General features: G+C 59.2%; 20 protein-coding genes and 1 tRNA gene. 8 read left to right on the top strand and 13 right to left on the bottom strand.

The features are described from left to right. Positions 1-5 precede the first annotated feature (5 nt). The 3 genes from GXM22_RS04000 to GXM22_RS03990 form a co-directional block, all read right to left on the bottom strand. Positions 6-890: a carbohydrate ABC transporter permease gene (locus tag GXM22_RS04000; protein WP_005932963.1), complete on the bottom strand. Its 885-nt coding sequence runs from the start codon at positions 888-890 to the stop codon at positions 6-8. Between the two features lie 83 nt (positions 891-973). After that, a complete protein-coding gene (locus tag GXM22_RS03995) occupies positions 974-2344 on the bottom strand; it encodes a carbohydrate ABC transporter substrate-binding protein (protein ID WP_005932961.1) in 1371 nt (456 codons plus the stop codon). Continuing rightward, positions 2341-2547 carry a hypothetical protein gene (locus GXM22_RS03990; protein ID WP_147585097.1) on the bottom strand — a complete coding sequence of 69 codons (207 nt, stop codon included), beginning with the start codon at positions 2545-2547 and terminating at the stop codon, positions 2341-2343. Before GXM22_RS03990 ends, GXM22_RS03995 begins: the two co-directional genes overlap by 4 nt. Positions 2548-2756: 209 nt before the next feature. Here GXM22_RS03990 and GXM22_RS03985 point away from each other — a divergent pair, with 209 nt between their 5' ends. Both GXM22_RS03985 and GXM22_RS03980 read left to right on the top strand, forming a co-directional pair. Next, positions 2757-3623, top strand: a complete 867-nt coding sequence (locus GXM22_RS03985; protein ID WP_035394130.1) for a helix-turn-helix domain-containing protein — start codon at positions 2757-2759, stop codon at positions 3621-3623. 17 nt (positions 3624-3640) lie between these two features. Then, entirely contained in the window at positions 3641-4738 is a 1098-nt protein-coding gene (locus tag GXM22_RS03980; RefSeq protein WP_005932955.1) for a phosphotransferase enzyme family protein, read from the top strand. A 160-nt stretch (positions 4739-4898) separates the two neighbouring features. On the opposite strand, the gene GXM22_RS03975 is transcribed toward GXM22_RS03980, so the two are convergent. From GXM22_RS03975 to GXM22_RS03935, 9 genes are all read right to left on the bottom strand, one after another. After that, positions 4899-4974, bottom strand: a tRNA-Ala gene (locus tag GXM22_RS03975). A gap of 192 nt (positions 4975-5166) precedes the next feature. Then, on the bottom strand, positions 5167-5826 hold the full coding sequence (gene plsY, locus GXM22_RS03970; RefSeq protein WP_005932953.1) for a glycerol-3-phosphate 1-O-acyltransferase PlsY: 660 nt from the start codon (positions 5824-5826) through the stop codon (positions 5167-5169). 18 nt (positions 5827-5844) lie between these two features. After that, positions 5845-7188 carry a ribosome biogenesis GTPase Der gene (gene der, locus GXM22_RS03965; RefSeq protein ID WP_005932951.1) on the bottom strand — a complete coding sequence of 448 codons (1344 nt, stop codon included), beginning with the start codon at positions 7186-7188 and terminating at the stop codon, positions 5845-5847. Positions 7189-7206: 18 nt separating this feature from the next. Beyond that, positions 7207-8535, bottom strand: coding sequence for a DUF512 domain-containing protein (locus GXM22_RS03960; protein ID WP_005932948.1), 1329 nt, complete (start codon positions 8533-8535; stop codon positions 7207-7209). Between the two features lie 91 nt (positions 8536-8626). Continuing rightward, positions 8627-8806, bottom strand: a complete 180-nt coding sequence (gene rpmF / locus GXM22_RS03955; protein ID WP_005920250.1) for a 50S ribosomal protein L32 — start codon at positions 8804-8806, stop codon at positions 8627-8629. 26 nt (positions 8807-8832) lie between these two features. Next, complete coding sequence (locus GXM22_RS03950; protein WP_005932946.1) at positions 8833-9333, bottom strand: YceD family protein; 501 nt, start codon at positions 9331-9333, stop codon at positions 8833-8835. 134 nt (positions 9334-9467) lie between these two features. Continuing rightward, on the bottom strand, positions 9468-9872 hold the full coding sequence (locus tag GXM22_RS03945) for a hypothetical protein (RefSeq protein WP_035394124.1): 405 nt from the start codon (positions 9870-9872) through the stop codon (positions 9468-9470). A gap of 58 nt (positions 9873-9930) precedes the next feature. After that, a complete protein-coding gene (locus tag GXM22_RS03940) occupies positions 9931-11262 on the bottom strand; it encodes a glucose-6-phosphate isomerase (protein WP_005932941.1) in 1332 nt (443 codons plus the stop codon). 220 nt (positions 11263-11482) lie between these two features. After that, on the bottom strand, positions 11483-12721 hold the full coding sequence (locus GXM22_RS03935; RefSeq protein ID WP_005932940.1) for a D-alanyl-D-alanine carboxypeptidase family protein: 1239 nt from the start codon (positions 12719-12721) through the stop codon (positions 11483-11485). A 281-nt stretch (positions 12722-13002) separates the two neighbouring features. Here GXM22_RS03935 and mtaB point away from each other — a divergent pair, with 281 nt between their 5' ends. The 3 genes from mtaB to GXM22_RS03920 all read left to right on the top strand — a co-directional run bounded on the left by mtaB (position 13003) and on the right by GXM22_RS03920 (position 16826). Continuing rightward, a complete protein-coding gene (gene mtaB, locus GXM22_RS03930; RefSeq protein WP_099357234.1) occupies positions 13003-14298 on the top strand; it encodes a tRNA (N(6)-L-threonylcarbamoyladenosine(37)-C(2))-methylthiotransferase MtaB in 1296 nt (431 codons plus the stop codon). Positions 14299-14528: 230 nt separating this feature from the next. Next, positions 14529-16082, top strand: coding sequence for a 4Fe-4S dicluster domain-containing protein (locus GXM22_RS03925; RefSeq protein ID WP_035394122.1), 1554 nt, complete (start codon positions 14529-14531; stop codon positions 16080-16082). 267 nt (positions 16083-16349) lie between these two features. Then, positions 16350-16826 carry a hypothetical protein gene (locus tag GXM22_RS03920; protein ID WP_005932934.1) on the top strand — a complete coding sequence of 159 codons (477 nt, stop codon included), beginning with the start codon at positions 16350-16352 and terminating at the stop codon, positions 16824-16826. A 49-nt stretch (positions 16827-16875) separates the two neighbouring features. Here GXM22_RS03920 and GXM22_RS03915 read toward each other — a convergent pair whose 3' ends face one another. After that, entirely contained in the window at positions 16876-17088 is a 213-nt protein-coding gene (locus GXM22_RS03915; RefSeq protein ID WP_005932932.1) for a hypothetical protein, read from the bottom strand. A 165-nt stretch (positions 17089-17253) separates the two neighbouring features. Between GXM22_RS03915 and GXM22_RS03910 the strand changes: the two genes are divergently transcribed. Genes GXM22_RS03910 through GXM22_RS03900 form a run of 3 tightly spaced genes read left to right on the top strand, consistent with a single transcriptional unit; the run spans position 17254 to position 19485 of the window. Further along, entirely contained in the window at positions 17254-18090 is an 837-nt protein-coding gene (locus GXM22_RS03910; RefSeq protein ID WP_099357235.1) for a bifunctional hydroxymethylpyrimidine kinase/phosphomethylpyrimidine kinase, read from the top strand. A gap of 10 nt (positions 18091-18100) precedes the next feature. Beyond that, positions 18101-18607 carry a tRNA (cytidine(34)-2'-O)-methyltransferase gene (locus GXM22_RS03905; RefSeq protein ID WP_035394116.1) on the top strand — a complete coding sequence of 169 codons (507 nt, stop codon included), beginning with the start codon at positions 18101-18103 and terminating at the stop codon, positions 18605-18607. Beyond that, a complete protein-coding gene (locus tag GXM22_RS03900) occupies positions 18598-19485 on the top strand; it encodes a DegV family protein (RefSeq protein WP_005932926.1) in 888 nt (295 codons plus the stop codon). The genes GXM22_RS03905 and GXM22_RS03900 overlap by 10 nt, the downstream gene beginning before the upstream one ends. The last annotated feature ends 47 nt before the right edge of the window (positions 19486-19532 follow it).

Here is a 19532-nt window from a genome sequence, read left to right as displayed (position 1 = left end):
CCTCCTTAGAATTCCAGCGGATCGCGGTCGGTGGCCTTGTTGACACAGGCGGACAGTGCAAACGAGAACAGGAAGATGACCACGCCAATGGCCATGCTGTAGCCATACAGGCCCGCGTCCTTCTGGCTGTACATATAGCTCAGCGCCACATCCGAAGCACCGTTGGGCCCGCCGCTGGTCATGGCCTTGACAAAGAGGAAGGCCATGTTGATGGTGGAGATGATGAAGAAGGTCAGGGTGGTGCGGATGTTGGTCCAGATGAGGGGGATGGTGATCTGGAAGAACTGGGTCAGGCGGCCCGCACCGTCCAGATTGGCGCTCTCGTACAGGCTGGCGGGCACCGAGGACATGGAAGCCATATACATGACCATGTAATAGCCCACGGCCTGCCAGACCATGGCGAGGATGATGGAGGGGATGACCAGCTTTTCCCCCTTCCAGAGGATGGGGTCTGTCATATCCCGGAACAGGCCGATGATGCTGTTCAGCATACCGTTTTCCGGCTTATAGATGGCCGAGAAGATGCCGGAGATGACGACCACCGACAGGATGTTGGGGATGTAGAAGATGACCCGGAAGAAATTCTGCCCCTTGATTTTTTCCCGGGTCAGGATGGCCGCAAACACCAGCGCAAAGGCAAAGGTGACGATGGTCACCACTACCACCAGCAGGATCATATTCTGCATGGAGCGGATGAACTGGGTGTCCTTGAGCAGGTGCTGGAAATTCTTCAGGCCCACAAAGGTCTCGTTGGGCGAGTAGGCACCGCGCTCGTACAGGCTCATGCGGAACACGTTGAGGGTGGGCAGGATCATAAAGAGAAAGAACAGGATCGTGGCCGGTGCCACGCAGAGAAAGACGAACCGTCTGCGGCTTTTGTCAGATCTCATAGACAAACCGCTCCTTTCTATCGGAACCCGAAAACCACAAAAAGCGGAGGCGGTCAAAACCGCCCCCGCTGGGCAGGGTTCAATTATTCGATGATATTGGCACGCATCTGGTCGCTGGCGGACTTGATTCCGTCGATCCACTGCTGCTCGGTCATGCTGCCGGACACCAGAGAGTTGACGGGGTCAAAGAACACGGTGCGGACCTCCACGCCGGGGATGGCGCTGAAGGAGGCAAAGTTGCCCATAGCGGCCTTTGCGCCGTTGTCGTAGATGGAGTAGAACATCTTGTTGTCGCCTTCCAGATCATCGGCGATGCCCAGCACAGGCTGGATGGCACCGCTCTCGGCAAACAGCTTGCAGGCCTCGTCGCTGTACAGGTAAGCCACGAACTGCTTGGCGGCATCCAGATGCTCGGCACCAGCCGGGATCCATGCCTGCTCGAACCAGGTGTAGCTGTACTGGTCGCCGCCGGCCTTGACAGCGGGCAGGGCGGTCATGCCCCACTCAAAGCCATCCGCACGGGGAGCCTCGGCCATCTCGCCCACGATCCAGGTGCCGTTGGGCATGAACAGGGCCTTGTTGTCCAGCACCAGCTGCTGGTTCTGGGTAAAGTCCTGATCGTTGGCCTGTGCGGGGGTAATGGGGTTGGTGTAGGAAGCCAGCTTGTTGACGATGTCAAAGCAGGTCTTTGCCTCCGGGGTATCCCAGATGCCTTCCTCATAGTGGGTGGCCTTGTTGAAGAACTCCGGGCCGCCGGCGGCATACATCAGTGCGTAGAAGAACGCATCAAAGTAGCCGGTGGTGGGGTAGGTGAACAGGTAGGTGCCCTCAGCGGCAGCCTTGTCGCCCAGTTCCCACATCTCGTCCCAAGTGGTGGGCACGTCCCAGCCCTTTTCCTTCAGGAAACCGGCGTTGTAGAACAGGCCGCAGGGGCTGTAGAACATGGGAGCCAGATAGGTCTTGCCGTCGCCGTAGGGGTTGGTCAGGGAGGTGTCGGTAAAGCCGCCTGCGATCTTCTCGCTCACCTTCTTGCTCTCGCCGGGCACGGTCATGCTCAGCACATCGGTGATATCCGCGATCAGGTTGCCCTTGATGAACTGCTCGGTCAGGGCAGCCTCACGGCCGGTAGCCAGGTGGATCACGTCGGGGTAATCGCCGCCCTGCATGGAAGGTCCGATGACATCCTCCAGCTTCTTGTCGGTGGTCAGCTCCACCTTGATGCCGGTCTGGGCGGTAAAGGCCTCAGTGACCTTCTTCCACATATCAGCGCCATAGCCGGTCTCGATGGCGGCGACCTTGATGGTCACGTCCTCAGCGGGAGCGGCAGATGCAGCAGCGGAAGAAGCCGTGCTGGAAGCTGTGGAGCTGGAAGAACCGCCGCAGGCAGCCAGACCCAGTGCAGCGGCACCCACACCGGCCACTTTCAGGAAATTGCGACGAGAAATGCGTTTCATAATGTGTCCTCCATCATAAAGTTCCGTTCATGCACAGCCGGAGCAAACAGGTTTTGCCCGAGGGGCTGTGTTTTTTGTGATTCCAATATAGAGGTTTTTGCAGTTTTCAACAAGGTCTTTGTTGTTTCAATTTTTAGAAATATTGCTTTTTTATCATTTTCTTCGGCAAAAGCACTAAATTTTGCAGTATTGTTTTGGTACATTCTCCCCACCTGTAACCAATTTGACATATTTTCGTCTTTCTATGTAAAGGAAAGTATTTACCACGCCAAAAAACAGGGCTTGCTTTTTTTCTTATTTGCCCCTATAATGAGAAAAAATGCACGAAGCAGTGCGGCGTTTTTCGCATTTTATTTTTAGTATCTTGCTTTTATTTTTATATTTTTTGTGCCTGCTTCAAAAGGAGCCTTTTATGAGTACCGAGCGCTTTGATATCCGCCACGCTCCCGCTCCACGGGAATCCTTCCGGCTGCTGTACATCAGCAAGAGCAGATTCGGCGGCGACTGGAACAGCACGGTCCACACCCATTCCTGCACGGAGCTGTTCTACTGCCTCAGCGGCGAGGGGCAGTTTCTGCTCAGCGGGCAGCTGTTCCCGGTCAAGCCGGACGATATGGTCATCGTCAACCCGCAGGTGGAGCACACCGAGCTGAGCCTGAACGCCTCGCCTTTGGAATACATCGTACTGGGCGTTTCGGGCATCGAGATCCTGTTTGGCAAAGCCGATTCCACCTACGCCATCTTCAACTGCCGGGAAAACCGGGAGCGGATGGTAACGCTGCTGCACATGCTGCTGGCTGAGGCGGACCGCAGTCTGGACGGCTGCGAGACCGTCTGCCAGGACCTGCTGGAAGTCCTGCTCATCTGGCTGGTGCGGTGCACCACCCTCTCTTTGCAGGTGGAGGAATCCCCCCGCTCTGACAACCGGGAATGCGTGGAGATCAAGCGGTATCTGGACAACAACTACCGGGAGGAAATCTCCCTTGATACCCTTGCCGAGGTTGCCCACATCAACAAATACTACCTGGCCCATACCTTCCAGAAGGCGTACGGCATTTCTCCCATCACCTATCTGAACCGCCGCCGCATTGAGGAGAGCAAATACATGCTGGGCAACACCGGTTACAGCCTGGCGCAGATCAGCGAGCTGATGGGATTTTCCTCCCCCAGCTACTTTTCGCAGTGCTTCCGCAAGGCGGAAGGCCTGACCCCCAACGAATACCGCCGTCAGGTGCGGCAGGGACAACGCCCTGCACCTGCCAAACGGCATGAAGGATAAGAAATGAGGAACTCAAAATGAAACCTGTTACTGAACCCATTCTCCGCGCCGCCGCAAATGCCTTTGATTTTGGCGGGCCTGTGGTCTGCGATGCCCGTCACTACGGCGAAGGTCACATCAACGATACCTTCGTGGTCTGGCGGGAGGACCACTCCAAGCGCTTTATCTTACAGCGCATCAACACCGACACCTTTACCGACCCGGTGGGCCTGATGGAGAATGTCTGCGGCGTGACCCGGCATCTGCGGGAGAAGATCCTTGCCGCAGGCGGCGACCCGGCACGGGAGACCCTGAACGTGATCCCCACCCTGTCCGGCGCGGCCTGCCATCTGGATGCCGAGGGCGGCGCGTGGCGTGCCTACGACTTTGTAGAGGATACCATCTGCCTGCAGCAGGTGGGCAGCGAGGCCGACTTCCGCACTGTTGCCGAGACCCTGGGCAAATTCCAGAACCAGCTGGCAGATTATCCGGCCTCCACCCTCCACGAAACCATTGCACGCTTCCACGACACGCCCAACCGCTATGCAAACTTTGAAAAAGCCCTTGCCGCCGATGCGCTGGGCCGTGCCAAGGACATTGCACCGGAGGTCGCCTTCATCCATGCGCGGGAAAAAGACTGCCACACCCTGCTGGATCTGCTGGCGGCTGGTGAGATCCCGCTGCGTGTCACCCACAACGACACCAAGATCAACAACGTCCTGATCGATGCCGCCACCGGAAAAGGCATCTGTGTCATTGACCTTGACACCGTGATGCCGGGTCTGTCGGCCTACGATTTCGGCGACTCCATCCGCACCGGTGCCAACGACTGCGCCGAGGACGAGCCCGACCAGAGCAAGGTCCACTTTGACCTGCACCTGTACGAGGTGTTCGCCAAGGGGTATCTCTCCACTGCCGGGGCTTCCATGAGCCCTGCGGAGAAAAAGAGCCTTGCCTGGGGTGCCAAGCTGATGACGCTGGAGTGCGGCATCCGCTTTCTGACCGACTATCTGGAGGGCGACCACTATTTCCACACCGCCCGACCCGACCACAACCTTGACCGCGCTCGCACCCAGTTCACGCTGGTGCGGCAGATGGAAGAGGTGTTCGATCAGATGCTGGAGATCGTCAGCTGAACCGGCACCTTCTGACCTGCCGAAGCACCAATGACTCGGGGGCTGCACTGAACCGCCTGCAAAACGTCTGAAAACGATGCAGGCAAGGCAGTGCAGCCCCCATTTTTTGCGACTGAGAAAAAGAAAAGCACCATACTTCCTACGAAGTACAGTGCTTTTTTGGTGGAGAATAGCGGGATCGAACCGCTGACCTCTTGCATGCCATGCAAGCGCTCTCCCAGCTGAGCTAATCCCCCACATATTCAGTTTGTGTCCTGCGACGTGTGTTATTATACCAGCTGCACCGCCCTTTGTCAACCTTTTTTGCAAAGTTTTTTCAGTAAACTGGACCGTGCAGGCACATCGACCGGGCACAGCCCCCTCCACGCAAAACAGCGCATCCCGCAGGCAGGCTCTGCCCGAAGGATGCGCTGTTATTTTTGTTCCGGTTACTGCTTGTGCTTGGAACCAAAGCGGTACTCTTTGCCCTCACGGATGCGCTGGATATTGGCCCGGTGCATCCAGATGACCATGCCGCCCATGATGGCAGCTCCCACCACGCAGACGATGAGGTCGTCAGCGGCGAAGCCCTTGAGCAGGCCGTAGATGAGGGTCAGCACCGGATAGGATGCCGCCATTGCAATGCTGCCCAGCGACACCATGCCGGTGGGCACAAGGCAGAGCAGAAAAACGACGGTCAGCAATGGCAGGAGGATGGGCTGAATCGCCAGGATGGCACCTCCCGCCACCAGCACGCCCTTGCCGCCCTTGAAGCCGAAATAGATGGGCTTGGTGTGGCCCACCACGGCCAGAATGGCGGTCAGATACACGCCCAGATAGGGCGAAACGGCGGCATCTGCGGGCAGGAACCCGAAGAGCCAGCGGCCGATGCAGACAGCTGCAACGCCTTTCAGCACGTCGCCTGCGGCGGTGAGCGCCGCTGCCTTTTTGCCAAAAGTGCGCAGCATGTTGGTCATACCGGCCGCACCGCTGCCGTGATTGCGGACATCATCGTGGTACAGGTACTTGCTGACCAGGATGCCGGTGTCCACGCTGCCCAGCAGGTAAGCCTGCGCAGCGGCAGCCAGAACGATGAAGAAGGTCATCATCAACAGCCGCCTCCCCTGTTACACATCTTTTGCGCCGACGCTGCCGGTGCCGCGCTCACGGATCACCAGGCGGATGGGCGTGTGTTCCAGACCAAAGTTCTCCCGGATCTGGTTGATCAGATACCGCTGATAGCTGAAATGGAACAGCTGCTTGGAGTTGACGAAGGCCACAAACGTCGGGGGACGGGTGGAAGCCTGGGTCAGGTAGAAGATCTTCAAGCGGCGGCCCTTGTCACTGGGCGGCTGCATCCGGGCGGTAGCGCGGGCCAGCATCTCGTTCAGGACACCGGTGGGCACGCGGGCACCGTTCTGGGCATCCACGTCACGGATCAGCTGCATCAGCTTGTTCACGTTATAGCCGGTCTGGGCCGAAATGAAGATGATGGGCGCATATCCCATGAAGCTGAAGCAATCGGCGTAATCCCGGCGCTGATGCTCCATGGTGTTGGTCTCCTTGCCCTCCACAGCATCCCACTTGTTGACAACGATGATGCAGGCCTTGCCCTGCTCGTGGGCATAACCGGCCACCTTGCTGTCCTGCTCGGTAAAGCCAACGGTGGCATCCACCAGGATCAGGGCCACGCGGCTGCGCTCCACAGCGGCCAGCGCGCGCACGACCATATAGCGCTCAAGGCCGTCAGAGATGTTGCTGCGCTTGCGCAGACCGGCGGTATCGGTAAAGATGAACTTGCCATAGGCGTTGTCCACGGGGGTGTCAATGGCATCACGGGTGGTACCGGCCTCGTTGGCAACGATCATCCGGTTCTCGCCCAGAATGCGGTTGGTCAGGCTGGATTTGCCCACGTTGGGGCGGCCGATGATGGCAACGGGGATGCGGTCCTCCTCCACCACGGTCTCGCTGAAATCGAGATGGGCGCAGACCGCGTCCAGCAGGTCGCCGGTGCCGTGACCGTGCACGGACGAGATGGGCAGCACCTCGTCAAAGCCCAGGTTATAGAACTCGTAGAGCTCCATGGGGGCCTCGCCGGTCTTATCGCACTTGTTGACAGCCAGAATGATGGGCTTGTGGCTGCGGCGCAGCATGTGGGCCACTTCCTCGTCGGCGGCGGTCAGGCCGTCGCGGACATCCACCACCATGATGATGCAGTCAGCGGTGTCAATGGCGATTTCTGCCTGCTCACGCATGTGGGCCAGAATACCCTCGGTCGCCTTGGGCTCGATGCCGCCGGTGTCCACCAGCATGAACTCGTGGCCGCTCCACTCGCAGTTTGCAAAAATGCGGTCGCGGGTGATGCCCGGGGTATCCTCCACGATGGCCAGCCGCTGGCCGCAGAGCTTATTGAACAGGGTGGACTTGCCCACATTGGGGCGGCCAACCACTGCTACGATGGGTTTGCTCATAGGGGGTTCCTCCTTTCGTTATGCTCTTCTTCTCGAAATATGCAGGCCGGTGCGGAGCAGGGCTTTTGCCTCATCGCCGCCGCCCACCGGCAGCACCTCGACCTTGACCCCCAGCCGTTCGCCCAGCTGGGCAATGGTCATATCATCGAGGAACGTATCTTTTTCTTCCCGCAGCATGACAGCGGGGATGCCCAGGGTGCCGCTTTTCAGCTTTCCCTCACACTGGGCAATGATATCGGTGGCGGTGACAAGCCCCGCCACGCCCACGTTGCCGCCAAAGAAATTATTCTTGACAACGTGAACTTTTACATCGATCATGGGGTACTGGCGGTGGAGCTCGTCCATCAGCTCAGTGATGAGGGGGCCTGCCATGGTACCGGTGACCACATCGATCTGCTTGGTGCCGTAGATGCGGTGGGGCCTGTCCAGCTCTGCCCGGAATTCATCCTCGAACAGGCGCATCATGCCCACGCCGTTTTCCAGCTGGTCAAAGTCCTCATAGAACTCCGCCGAGGGGATGGGCCGCCTCGCCTTGAGATACCACTCATCGCTGGGGTAGATAATGCGCTTGCCGTGGCGGCGCTTGCACTCATCGCCAAACTCCTCCATGATGTCGATGACAGCGGCGCTGGTCTCGGCATCATAGGGGGTCTGCTTGAACAGATTCTGGCGGTAATCCGTCACACCGCAGGGCACAGCGGCAATGCTCTGCACCATGGGGGTCAGCTCCAGCAGGTCGCCCAGGGTGCGGCGAAGCTCTTCGCCATCGTTGATGCCCCGGCAGAGCACCAGCTGACAGTTGACGGCGATGCCGCCCTCCACCAGACGGGGCAGGTACTTGAGCACCTCGCCGCCCCGCTTGTTGGCCAGCATCCGGACACGGAGCTGGGGGTTGGTGGTGTGCACCGAAATGTTGATGGGCGAGATGTGCATCTTGATGATGCGGTCGATCTCGTGATCCTGCATATTGGTCATGGTGATGTAGTTGCCGAACAGAAAGCTCAGCCGCTCGTCATCATCCTTGAAATACAGGCTCTCGCGCATACCGGGGGGCAGCTGGTCGATGAAGCAGAACATGCAGTGGTTGGAGCAGGAATGCTTCTGGTCGCCCAGATAGGTGGAGAAATCGCAGCCAAAGGGGCCGCGCTCCGCGCGCCGGACATCCCACTCCCGGATGCCATCGGCAACCTTTGCCTTCAGGTGAAAGCTGCTGCTGTCGGTATAAAAATCATAGTCCAGCGTATCGTTCAGCTCATTTTCATCCACGCTCAGCAGCTCATCGCCGGGCTGCAGGCCCAGTGCCTCGGCTTCACTGCCCGCATCGATGCGGTCGATCTTGATCGCCATTGCATTTCACCTCCAGACAAAGAAAGAAGGGGAAGGCATTGCGCCATCCCCTTCTCAACATAACACCAATGTGCCACCAATTTTGCGCAAATTAGGCCTTCTTGATGACTTCCTCGCCCTTGTAGTAACCGCAGTTGCCACATGCCTGGTGGGGGAGCTTCAGAGAGCCGCAGTTGCTGCACTTGACCAGTGCGGGGGCCTCCAGCTTCCAAACATTGCTGCGACGCTTGTCGCGGCGGGCCTTGGAAAGATGTCTCTTAGGTACTGCCATATTTTTGCACCTCCTTGATGGGTTTCTCAGTTCAGCAGTGATTTGAGGATTGCGAGCCTTGCGTCAACAGGAGCGGCTTTGTCTTCCTCCGGCGGGCAGGTACACTCTGCCCTCTTCTTGCCGCACCGGGGGCATAGCCCCGGGCAGTCGGCGCTGCAAAGCAGCACCGTGGGGATCTGGAACATAAACTCCTGGGCAAGCCATTCATCCACATCCAGATGTCCTTTTTCGTCCAGCGGAAGCTCGAAATCCGGGTCATCCAGATCCCGCTCCTTTGCTGTCCACTCCGCTTCAACTGTCTCTTCCCGCTCAACCGGGTCCAGACAGCGGGCGCACTCTCCGTGCACCAATGCTTTTGCCCGCAGTGTCATCCGGACCTCGTCGCCGTCCGACTCAGCGGTAAAGCTGGCCGTCACGGGCTGTTCGATCCTTGCACCGGCAAAGTCCCGTGCAGACAAATCACAGGGAAACTCTGCATGGTAAGGCTGTGTGCCGGTTGCGATAAACTTTCTCAGGTCAAATTGCATAGTACACCTCATAAAAGGCTGCTTTGTTAGTATAGCGCCAAAGCCAACCTTTGTCAACACCAAAACAGGCAGAAAACCGAAAAAATTTTGATTTTCCGGTTTCCTGCCCGTTGGAATGCGCTCAGTTCAGAAAATTACAGGTACTTTTTCACGTCGTGAGGCAGAGCAGCCTCGTCAGCACTGACAGTAACAGTGACCTTGACGGAATCGCCTGCAATGGCGGCCATCTCGTCCAGCACAGCGCCCAGACGGTTGATATCGTGATCCAGCACCTTCAGGATGCCGTCGATGTACAGGTCGGTGATATCGTAGTTGCTTGCCATCAGGCCGGCAACAAAGCCGTACAGCATCTCGCCGCCGGCGATCTTATACTCATCCAGATCGATCAGACGTGCAGCGGGGGCGATGTCGTAAGTCAGCTTCATGCCTTTTTCCACGACGACGACGTTGCCCTTGGAGGTCTTGACCGCGTCATTGATCTGGTCGATCATTGCCTTGGTCTTGCCGGAGCCCTTGGTACCAACAATCAGTTTAATCATAGTTCTGTCCTCCTGTATTTTCCACGCCTTGCGGCGGGAGATCATTTTTGTTTCCTGCTTACTTCAACTTTGCTTCCAGCTCGGCGGTCAGGTTCTCGTAACCCGGCTTGCCCAGCAGAGCGAACATGTTCTTCTTGTAGCTCTCGACACCCGGCTGGTTGAAGGGGTTCACGCTCAGCAGGTAGCCGCTGCATGCACAGGCACGCCAGAAGAAGTAGATGAGGTAGCCTACATTATAAGCAGTCAGGTCGTCCACCTCGATCAGCACCTCAGGCACGCCGCCGTCGGTGTGGGCAAGGATGGTACCCTCCATGGCCTTGCGGTTGACCACGCTCATATTCTGGTCCGCCAGGAAGTTCAGGCCGTCGAAGTTGCCCTTCAGCTCTTCGATGAACAGATCCTGCGCAGGCTTTTTGACATCCACGATGGTCTCGAACATGATGCGGGAGCCTTCCTGGATGAACTGGCCCATGGAGTGCAGGTCAGTGGAGAAGATGCAGCTTGCGGGGAACAGGCCCTTGTTGTCCTTGCCCTCGCTCTCGCCGAACAGCTGCTTATACCACTCGTTCATCAGGGTGAAGTTGGGCTCGTAGCACTCCAGGATCTCAACAGCATTGCCCTTGCGGTACAGGATGTTGCGGATGGCGGCATACTTGTAAGCGTCGTTGTCCGGGCTCAGCACGGAGAAGCGCTCCATGGCATCGGCTGCGCCCTTCATCAGCTCGTCGATGCTGATCCCGGCGGCAGCGATGGGCAGCAGGCCCACAGCGGAGAGAACGGAGTAGCGGCCGCCCACATCGTCAGGAACCACGAAGGTGGGCCAGCCCTGCGCGTCAGCCAGCTGCTTCAGGGTGCCTTTGGCACGGTCCGTAGTGGCATAGATGCGCTTGTTGGCTTCCTCAACACCCATCTCATCCTCCAGCAGCTTGCGCAGAACGCGGAACGCCAGGCTGGTCTCGGTGGTGGTACCGGACTTGGAGATGACATTGATGGAGAACTTCTTGCCCTTGCACAGAGCAATGATATCATTCAGATAGCTGGGGCTGATGCTGTTGCCGCAGAAGTAGATCTTGGGACCATCCTCCAGCTCGTTGTGGTACAGGCCCTTGACGGCCTCGATCACAGCGCGGGCGCCCAGATAGCTGCCGCCGATGCCGGCAACCACCAGCACCTCGGAGTCCTCACGGATCTTCTTGGCAGCTTCCTTGATGCGGGCAAACTCTTCCTTGTCGTAATCGCGGGGCAGGTACATCCAGCCCAGGAAATCATTGCCGGGGCCATTCTTGGCTTCCAGCTGGTTGTGAGCCGCTTCCACCTGAGGATAAATGGCCTTATATTCCTCTTCGTTGATAAAACTGGAGAGGTGCTTTGTATTCAGAACGACGCTCATTCTATCAGAACCTCCAAACGTTTTTACGGGACGTGCTCCCTGAGGGTTTTGTTAGTATAAGTGTACCGTTCCAATCGTGCAAAGTCAAGGCCAAAATCCCCGGATTTCATACAATTTTAATAGTGTTCTTTTGGCTGTCCTGACATCTTTTGTTCAGGCCCGCCAACGCTGCTTTGTTCCTGCTAACCGCTTTTATTCGGTGATGTGTTTCTTTTGCCCGCTATGCTCCCAGCAGGCACTGCCACAGCAGCTCCAGCGCGCCGCCAAAGGTCAGCAGCGGGGCATCCGCAGCCGCTTTTACTTCGTATTCATTCAATAAGGTATCATCCTGAAAAATGCTCACCTTTCCCACTGTCTGCCCCTTTTCCACGGGGGCTTCCAGCGCCTCGGGCAGGGTCAGCTCAGCCCGCAGGGCAGAGGCCGTTCCCTTCTCTATCAGGATCGTCTCGGGCAGGGCGGCGTAATCCAGCGGCACGCTGTCCTCGGCGCTGCCCTTTACGGCCAATTCCAGCGGGCGCTCCGGCAGGGTGGGCAGCGGGGCGGCGGCATAGTTGGCAAAACCGTAGTCCAGCAGGGTGGTGGCGGAGTGGAACCGGTCGGCGCTGGAGGGTGACCCCAGCACCACGGCGATCAGGGTCAGGCCGTCCCGGGTGGCGCTGGCGCTGATGCAGACCCCCGCCCCGCTGGTGGTGCCGGTTTTGAGCCCGGTGATGCCGCTGTACCGGCGCAGGAGCTTGTTGGTGTTCACCAGCTGGGTCTGGCCGTTCCGCAGGCTGTCCGTCCAGATGCCGGTATAGTGCAGCAGCTCCGGGCAGGTATTGAGAAGGTACCGGCTCAGGATGGCAACATCCCGCGCCGTGGAGAGATGGCCCTCGGTGTCCAGCCCGCAGGCGTTCCGGAAGGTGGTGTTGGTCATCCCCAGCTCCGCCGCCCGGGCGTTCATCTGTTCCACGAACACCGGCTCGCTGCCGCCCACCAGCTCGGCCACTGCCACAGCGGCATCGTTGGCCGAGGAAACGCAGATGGCCCGCAACATCTCGTCCAGCGTGAACTGCTCCCCAGGCTCCAGCCAGATCTGGCTGCCGCCCATGTGGTAGGCGTGTTCGCTCACCGGCACGGGGGTATCGAGGGTCAGTTTTCCACCGCGGATGGCCTCAAAGGTCAGCAGCAGGGTCATCAGCTTGGTGATGGAAGCAATGGGCATCCGCTCATCCGGTGCTTTCTCGTAGAGCACCCGGCCCGTCTCCGGCTCCATGAGGATTGCCGCCCGGCATTCCAGCTGCAGCCCGCTGTTGGCCGGAGCCGCCGCCAGCACCGCCGGAGCATCCGCCTGCACTGCCGGTCCCGTTCCCCCAATGGCCACCCGCAGCCCGGCCCCCTGTGCCGTACCCACAGCCAGCGCAAACAGCCAGAAGCAGAGCACCCCCGCGCAGAGCAGGGCCAAATTTCTCCGTTCCATTCCTCGTACCTCCCCGCGTAAAGTCTCTGGTTGCATTCTATGCAAAAAAAGAGGGGTCAATGCCCTTTTCTACGGGATGAAAATCTGCTATAATAGGAGAGTTTATAAACACTTTAGCTGGCTCACCCTCTCAGGCCGCTTCGCGTCCAGCTCTCCCAAAGGGAGAGCTTTTGACAAAACCAGTAACTTTGCATGGATTGCCAAAGCCTCGCCCTTCGGGAGAGGTGGCAGCGCGTCAGCGCTGACGGAGAGGGTGAGGCCGTTCATCTGAGAGGATCTTTATGCGAGTTTGTTTTTATACCCTTGGCTGCAAGGTCAACCTGAACGAGACCGGCGCGCTGGAGCAGATGTTCCGGGGCGCTGGCTTCACCATCGTGCCGGAGGGCGAAGAAGCGGATGTTTTTGTGGTGAACAGCTGCACCGTGACCAACTTTGGCGACCAGAAGAGCCGCAAGTGGCTGCGCCGCGCCAAGCGCGAAAATCCCGGTGCCGTGACCGTGCTCACCGGCTGCTATCCTCAGGCTTTCCCCGAGGAGGCTGCCCAGTTCATGGAGGCTGACCTCGTCTGCGGCAACGGAGACCGCAAAGCCATCCTGGACAATGTGCTCAAGCTGCTGGACGGCCACGAGCGCATCGTTGCCGTTACGCCCCACCAGCGGGGCGAGCTGTTTGAGGAGCTGCCCGTGGAGCGGTTCGAGACCCACACCCGTGCGTTTATCAAGGTGGAGGATGGCTGCAACCGCCAGTGTGCCTACTGCGTCATCCCCCGCGCCCGCGGCCCGGTGCGCAGCCGCGCCGAGGACAGCATCCTGAAGGAGCTGCGCCAGCTGGCCGCCTCCGGCTACCGCGAGGTCGTGCTCAGCGCCATTTCCCTGCCCAGCTACGGTCTGGACACCGGGACCAATCTGGTGGAGCTGGTGGAAAAATGCGCTCAGGTGGAGGGCATCGAGCGGATCCGTCTGGGCAGCCTGGACCCCGACATGCTGACCCCGGAGTTCATCACCCGGCTGGCAGCGGTGGAAAAGCTCTGCCCCCAGTTCCACCTCAGCCTGCAGAGCGGCTGCACCTCCACCCTGCGCCGGATGCGCCGGGTCTACACCGCGGAGCAGTACGCCCAGGTGGTGGACCAGATCCGCGCCGCCTATGGGGAGCGCCCTGTCAGCTTTACCACCGACTGCATCTGCGGCTTCCCCGGTGAGACCCAGGCCGACTTTGAGGAAAGCTGTGCCTTCCTCAAGAAGATCGGCTTCCTGAAAGTCCATGTGTTCCCCTACTCCCGCCGCAGCGGCACCCCGGCTTATGATTTTCCGGCTCAGGTGCACGAGCGGGAGAAGCAGGCCCGCAGCCGCGAGATGAACGCGCTGGCCGAGGAGGTCCGCCGGGAGGTGCTGGCCGCTCATGTCGGCACCGAGGACGAGGTCCTGCTGGAAACACCCCTCTCCGAGACGCTGTTCACAGGCTACACCCGGCTGTACATCCCGGTGGTGGTCTCTGCCCCCGGCCACAAGAGCGGCGAGATCGTTCACGTCAGGCTGGGCGAGTACGATGGCGAGCGCGTCCGTGCAGCACTCTGCTAAAAAACTTCGTTAAATCTTGTGCGTCCTGTACTATTTGCTAATTCTTTAACATATTTGAAATTTTCTCTTTTCACGCAGGCCCGTTTATGTTAAAATGAAACTGGATATCTGGGACGGAGCGCCGGTTGCAGCGGTGCGGTACCAGCCGGCCCGGAGCAAAGCAAATTCCGCCTGCAGCAGTCCAGTGCGGCAGCGGGATGTTTTCTGTTTCTGAACAAGGAGAGATTGGAATGAGTTTTAGAGGAATCAATACCACAGTCATTCAGATCCGCCGTCAGGTGTTTACCGAGGTTGCCCGCATGGCTTACGCCAACGTCAAGGGCGAGCAGGCCAACCACCTGATGCGCAAGATCCCCTACACCATCATCCCCGGTGAGGAAGGCAAGCTGCGCAAGGACATCTTCCTGGAGCGCGCCATCGTCGAGGAGCGTGTCCGTCTGGCCATGGGCCTGCCCACCCGCCGCATGGATGAGCACAACAGTGTGGTCTCCGGCCTGGAGGATGCTTCCATTGCCGATAAGTACTATGATCCCCCGCTGGTGAACGTGATCAAGTTCGCCTGCAACCGCTGCCCCGAGAAGCTGGTCAAGGTCTCTGACCTGTGCCAGGGCTGTCTGGCCCACCCCTGTATGGAAGTCTGCCCCAAGAAGGCCATCACCTGGGAGAGCGGCCGTTCCACCATCGATCAGGAAAAGTGCATCAAGTGCGGCCGCTGTGCCACTGTCTGCCCCTACAATGCCATCGTCAAGACCGAGCGTCCCTGCGCCGCTGCCTGCGGCATGGGTGCGATCCACTCTGACGAGCTGGGCCGTGCCGAGATCGATTACAGCAAGTGTGTATCCTGCGGTCAGTGTCTGGTGAACTGCCCCTTCGGCGCTATTGCCGACAAGGGCCAGATCTACCAGCTGATCCAGGGCTTCAACCGCGGCGACCGCATCTACGCTCTGGTTGCTCCCGCCTTCGTCAACCAGTTCCCCTCTCTGGCTTCTGCCGGCAAGCTGAAGGCTGCCCTGAAGGCCATTGGCTTCTACGATGTCGTGGAGGTCGCCATCGGTGCCGACCTGTGCACCGTGGACGAGGCCCACGACTTCCTGGAGGAAGTGCCCGAGAAGCTGGACTTCATGGCCACCTCCTGCTGCCCCGCATGGAGCATGATGGCAAAGACCGCCTTCCCCGCTCTGGCCAAGAACATCTCCATGACCATGACCCCCATGGTGTTCACCGCCCGCATGATGAAGCAGAAAGACCCCACCGCCCGCATGTGCTTCATCGGCCCCTGCGCCGCCAAGAAGCTGGAGGCTTCCCGCCGCACGGTCCGCTCTGACGTGGACTTTGTGCTGACCTTTGAGGAGCTGGCCGGTATCATCGAGGGCAAGGATCTGGACATCGATCTGCTGGAAGTGGATGAGAACGAGGCAGCACTCTGCTCCGCCTCTGCTGCAGGCCGCGGCTTTGCACAGTCCGGCGGCGTTGCCAATGCCGTTGCCAACAAGATCAAGGAATGGCACCCCGATATGGAGGTCAAGATCGCATCCGCACAGGGTCTGGCCGACTGCAAGAAGCTGCTGATGCTGGCCAAGGCCGGCAAGTATAACGGCTACCTGCTGGAGGGCATGGGCTGCCCCGGCGGCTGCATCGGCGGCGCAGGCACCATTGCCGACCCCGCACGCACCGCCATCCAGCTGAACAAGTATATGAAGGAAGCTCCCTTCACTGACCCTGAGCAGAGCCCCTATATGAGCGAGATCCACGTTCTGAAGGACGACCCCAATTTTGAACTGTAATCTCTCCGTCACCTGCGGCTTGCCTCCCCTATTACGGGAGCTGGCGCAAAGAGCCTGAGAGGTTTTACAATATCCGCTTCCCGCACAGGGGAGCGGATATTTTTTCTACTTTTTAATTTCATAAGTGAAACTTTTTTGTGAAAAGCTCACGAAGCAGATTGACATGTTATCGCTGGCGTGATATTTTAGCGTTGACAAACCCTGTGTCCTGCCCCAACAGGACACCAGAGCAGGCCGCACACGCGCGGCCAGGAAAGGTTGATCTTTATGAAAAATACATTCAAACGCTCCGGCGCAGCGCTGATCTCGCTGGTGCTGCTGTTGGTGCTGGCTGTCAGTGCCGGTGCCGCCAGCAGCCAGAATGTCGGTGTGAAATTCTGGAAGGAACGCTCTGATAAGGAATCCATGGCCAACAGCGGCATCGATCCCGATCGCACCGCCACCCTCACCCGGCAGGCCAACGGCACTTACACCCTGACCCTGCCGGTCATGCAGGTATCCAAGCTGGGTGTCACCGGCTATCTGTCCGGCCTGACCATCGGCGATGTGACCTACGACGGCACCCTGACCGGTGATTTCAACAAGGCCACGGCGGTGCTCACCATCAAGAACCTGCCCGCCTCGGTACTCACCGGCAGCGATGTGAACAAATCGGTCCTTGTGACCTGCAACATTCAGATGGACCTGCAGGTCCTGGGCGAGATCAACACCAGCGCCCGGATGTGTATCTGGAACCAGAAGTAAATGGCAAGCAAAAAGGCAGAGCCCGCGGGCCCTGCCTTTTTGTTTGCCCTCACAGATCCATCCTGCGCTCCACGAGATCCGTGACCATGGTGTCCAGCTGGCTCATGGCGCGTTCCGCGCCCTTGGCCAGCTTGCGTGCGGTGCGCTTGACCTGCCGCTGGTTCTGTGCCATTGCCATGGTGCCCACGGCCCCCAGGGCCGCGCCTGCCGCCATGCCCAGCAGAACACTGCCGGAGGAAGGCTGACGATTTGTGTTTTTCATGTGGCTCTCTCCTTTCCGCTGTGTGATTTTTTGCCGCTGTGGCTAGTATTTCCTGTAAAGAATCCGGTATGCGCTTTTTTTGTCCCGCAAAATGTGGTATACTGTATCATACGCTGAGAAACTGGGCCCTGTGCGGCCCGTGGATGGCGCAAAGGAGGATCCTTTTTGTTGAAACCGACTGAACCGAAAAAAATTCTCTGCATTCACGACCTCTCCGGCATGGGCCGGTGCAGCCTGGCGGTCATCCTGCCGGTGCTGTCCGTTATGGGCTGCCAGCCTGTGGCCCTGCCCACTGTGGTGCTCTCCACCCACACGGGCGGTCTGGGCACACCGGCACGGCTGGACGGTGCCGCCTACGGGCTGGCCGCTCTGAAGCACTACCGGGAGCTGGGTGTGGAGTTTGACTGTATCTACACCGGCTACTTAGGCGGCGAGGAGCAGGTGGCGCTGGCCGAAAAGGCGTTCGATCTCTGGCCTGCTGCCCGCAAGGTGGTGGACCCTGTGATGGGGGACAACGGCAAGGCCTACTCCACAGTGACCCCGGCTCTCATCGACCGGATGCGCGGGCTCTGCCGCCGGGCAGACCTGATCCTGCCCAACGCCACCGAGGCCGCCCTGCTGCTGGAGCGGGAGCTCCAGACCGACGCATTCGATGACGCTTCCGCTCAGGCGCTGGCCGACGAGCTGCTGACGCTGGCCCCCAGCGCGGTGGTCACCGGCCTCGCACTGGGCAAGTACATCGGCTGCGCAGGCTCCGGCCGCGAGCGCTTCGTCATCAAAAAACTGCACATCAGCCGCAGCTTCCCGGGCACAGGTGACCTGTACGGTGCCGTGCTCATTGGCTCGCTGATCCAGGGCAACGCCCTGAGCGCCGCTGCCGACAACGCCGCCGAGTTCGTCTCGCTGGCCATTCAGCAGACCCCCGCCGATCAGGACACCCGGTACGGTGTCTGGTTCGAGCCCCTGCTGCCCCGGCTCTGCCCGGTGAGCTGGAATGACTGAGGAGGCCGCCATGAGCGAAAAACCGACCCTGAACATCGTTCTGGTAGAGCCCCGCATCCCCCAGAACACCGGCAACGTGGCCCGCACCTGTGCCTGCACGGCCTGCCGCCTGCATCTGGTGGGGCCCATGGGCTTTGCCATCGATGACAAAAAGCTCAAGCATGCCGGACTGGACTACTGGCACTACCTCGACATCAATTACTATGATGGGCTGGAGGATTTCTTTGCCCGGAACAAAGGCCCGTTCTACTACTTTACCACCAAAGCGCCCCAGCGCTACACCGACATCCAGTACCCGGACGGGGCCTATCTCGTGTTCGGGCGGGAGGATGCCGGCCTGCCTGAGGCATTGCTGGCGGCCAACCAGGAGCATTGCATCCGGATGCCCATGCGGGATACCTGCCGCAGCCTGAACCTTTCCAATAGTGTGGCTGTGGGTGTGTACGAGGTCCTGCGCCAGTGGGATTTTCCGGAGCTGCTGGACCATGGCCGCCTGCGAGAATACGAATGGAAATGAGGGACATTATGAGCAAGATCGCGATCCTGACCGATTCCTCCTGCGATATCCCGCAGGAGCTGGCCGAGAAGTACGGCATTGATATTATGAGCTTTCACATCCTGCTGGATGATGTAGACTATATCGAGCGTGAGAGCTGCACCAATGAGGAGTTCTACGAAAAGATGCGCGCCGCCAAGGGCATTCCCTCCACGGCTGCCATCACCCCCATCCAGTTCTGCGAAAAGTACTGCCAGTATGTGGACGAGGGCTACACCGATGTGATCCATGTGCCCATCAACCGCAGCGGCTCCTCCACCTACAACAACGCCGTGATGGCCCAGGGGATGCTGCGGGAGGAGCGCCCGGAGCACCACCTGCGGATCCACCTGCTGGACCCGCACACCTACTCCATGCCCTTTGGCTGGTATGTCTGTGAGATGGCGCGCAAGCTGCAGAATGGTGCGGAGATCAGCCACGTCATTCAGGAGTTCGAGGCCCAGATGGACAAGATGGAGATCGTCCTCGGACCTTACAGCCTGAAGCAGATGAAGAAGAGCGGCCGCATCTCTGCCGCCGCCGCTGTCATGGGCGAGCTGATGGGCATCCGCCCCATCATCACCCTGATCGACGGAAAGACCAAGGTGGAGGCCAAGGTGCGCGGCGATGACAAGGTCGTGCCCGCCATGGTGGAACTGGCCAAAAAGCGCAGCGAGGGTGTGGAGGACTTTGATTATATGATCGGCCACACCAACATCCCCCAGAAGGATGATCTGATCAAGGCCTGCCGCAAGGCGTTCGGCAAAGACCCGCTCATCACCTTCCCGCTGGGCGGCGTTGTTTCCGCCAACACCGGCCCCGACACCATTGCTCTGGTCTACGTTGGTCACGCACGCTGAGTTTTTTCTGAGAACTGCCCGCCGCGGCAGTTCTTTTTTGTTTGCAG

Origin of the sequence: Faecalibacterium duncaniae (assembly GCF_010509575.1) — a bacterium.
GTDB classification, from domain to species: Bacteria; Bacillota; Clostridia; order Oscillospirales; family Ruminococcaceae; genus Faecalibacterium; species Faecalibacterium duncaniae.
Note: the sequence above shows the minus strand (reverse complement) of the source record. Positions and strands in the feature narration are given on the sequence as shown.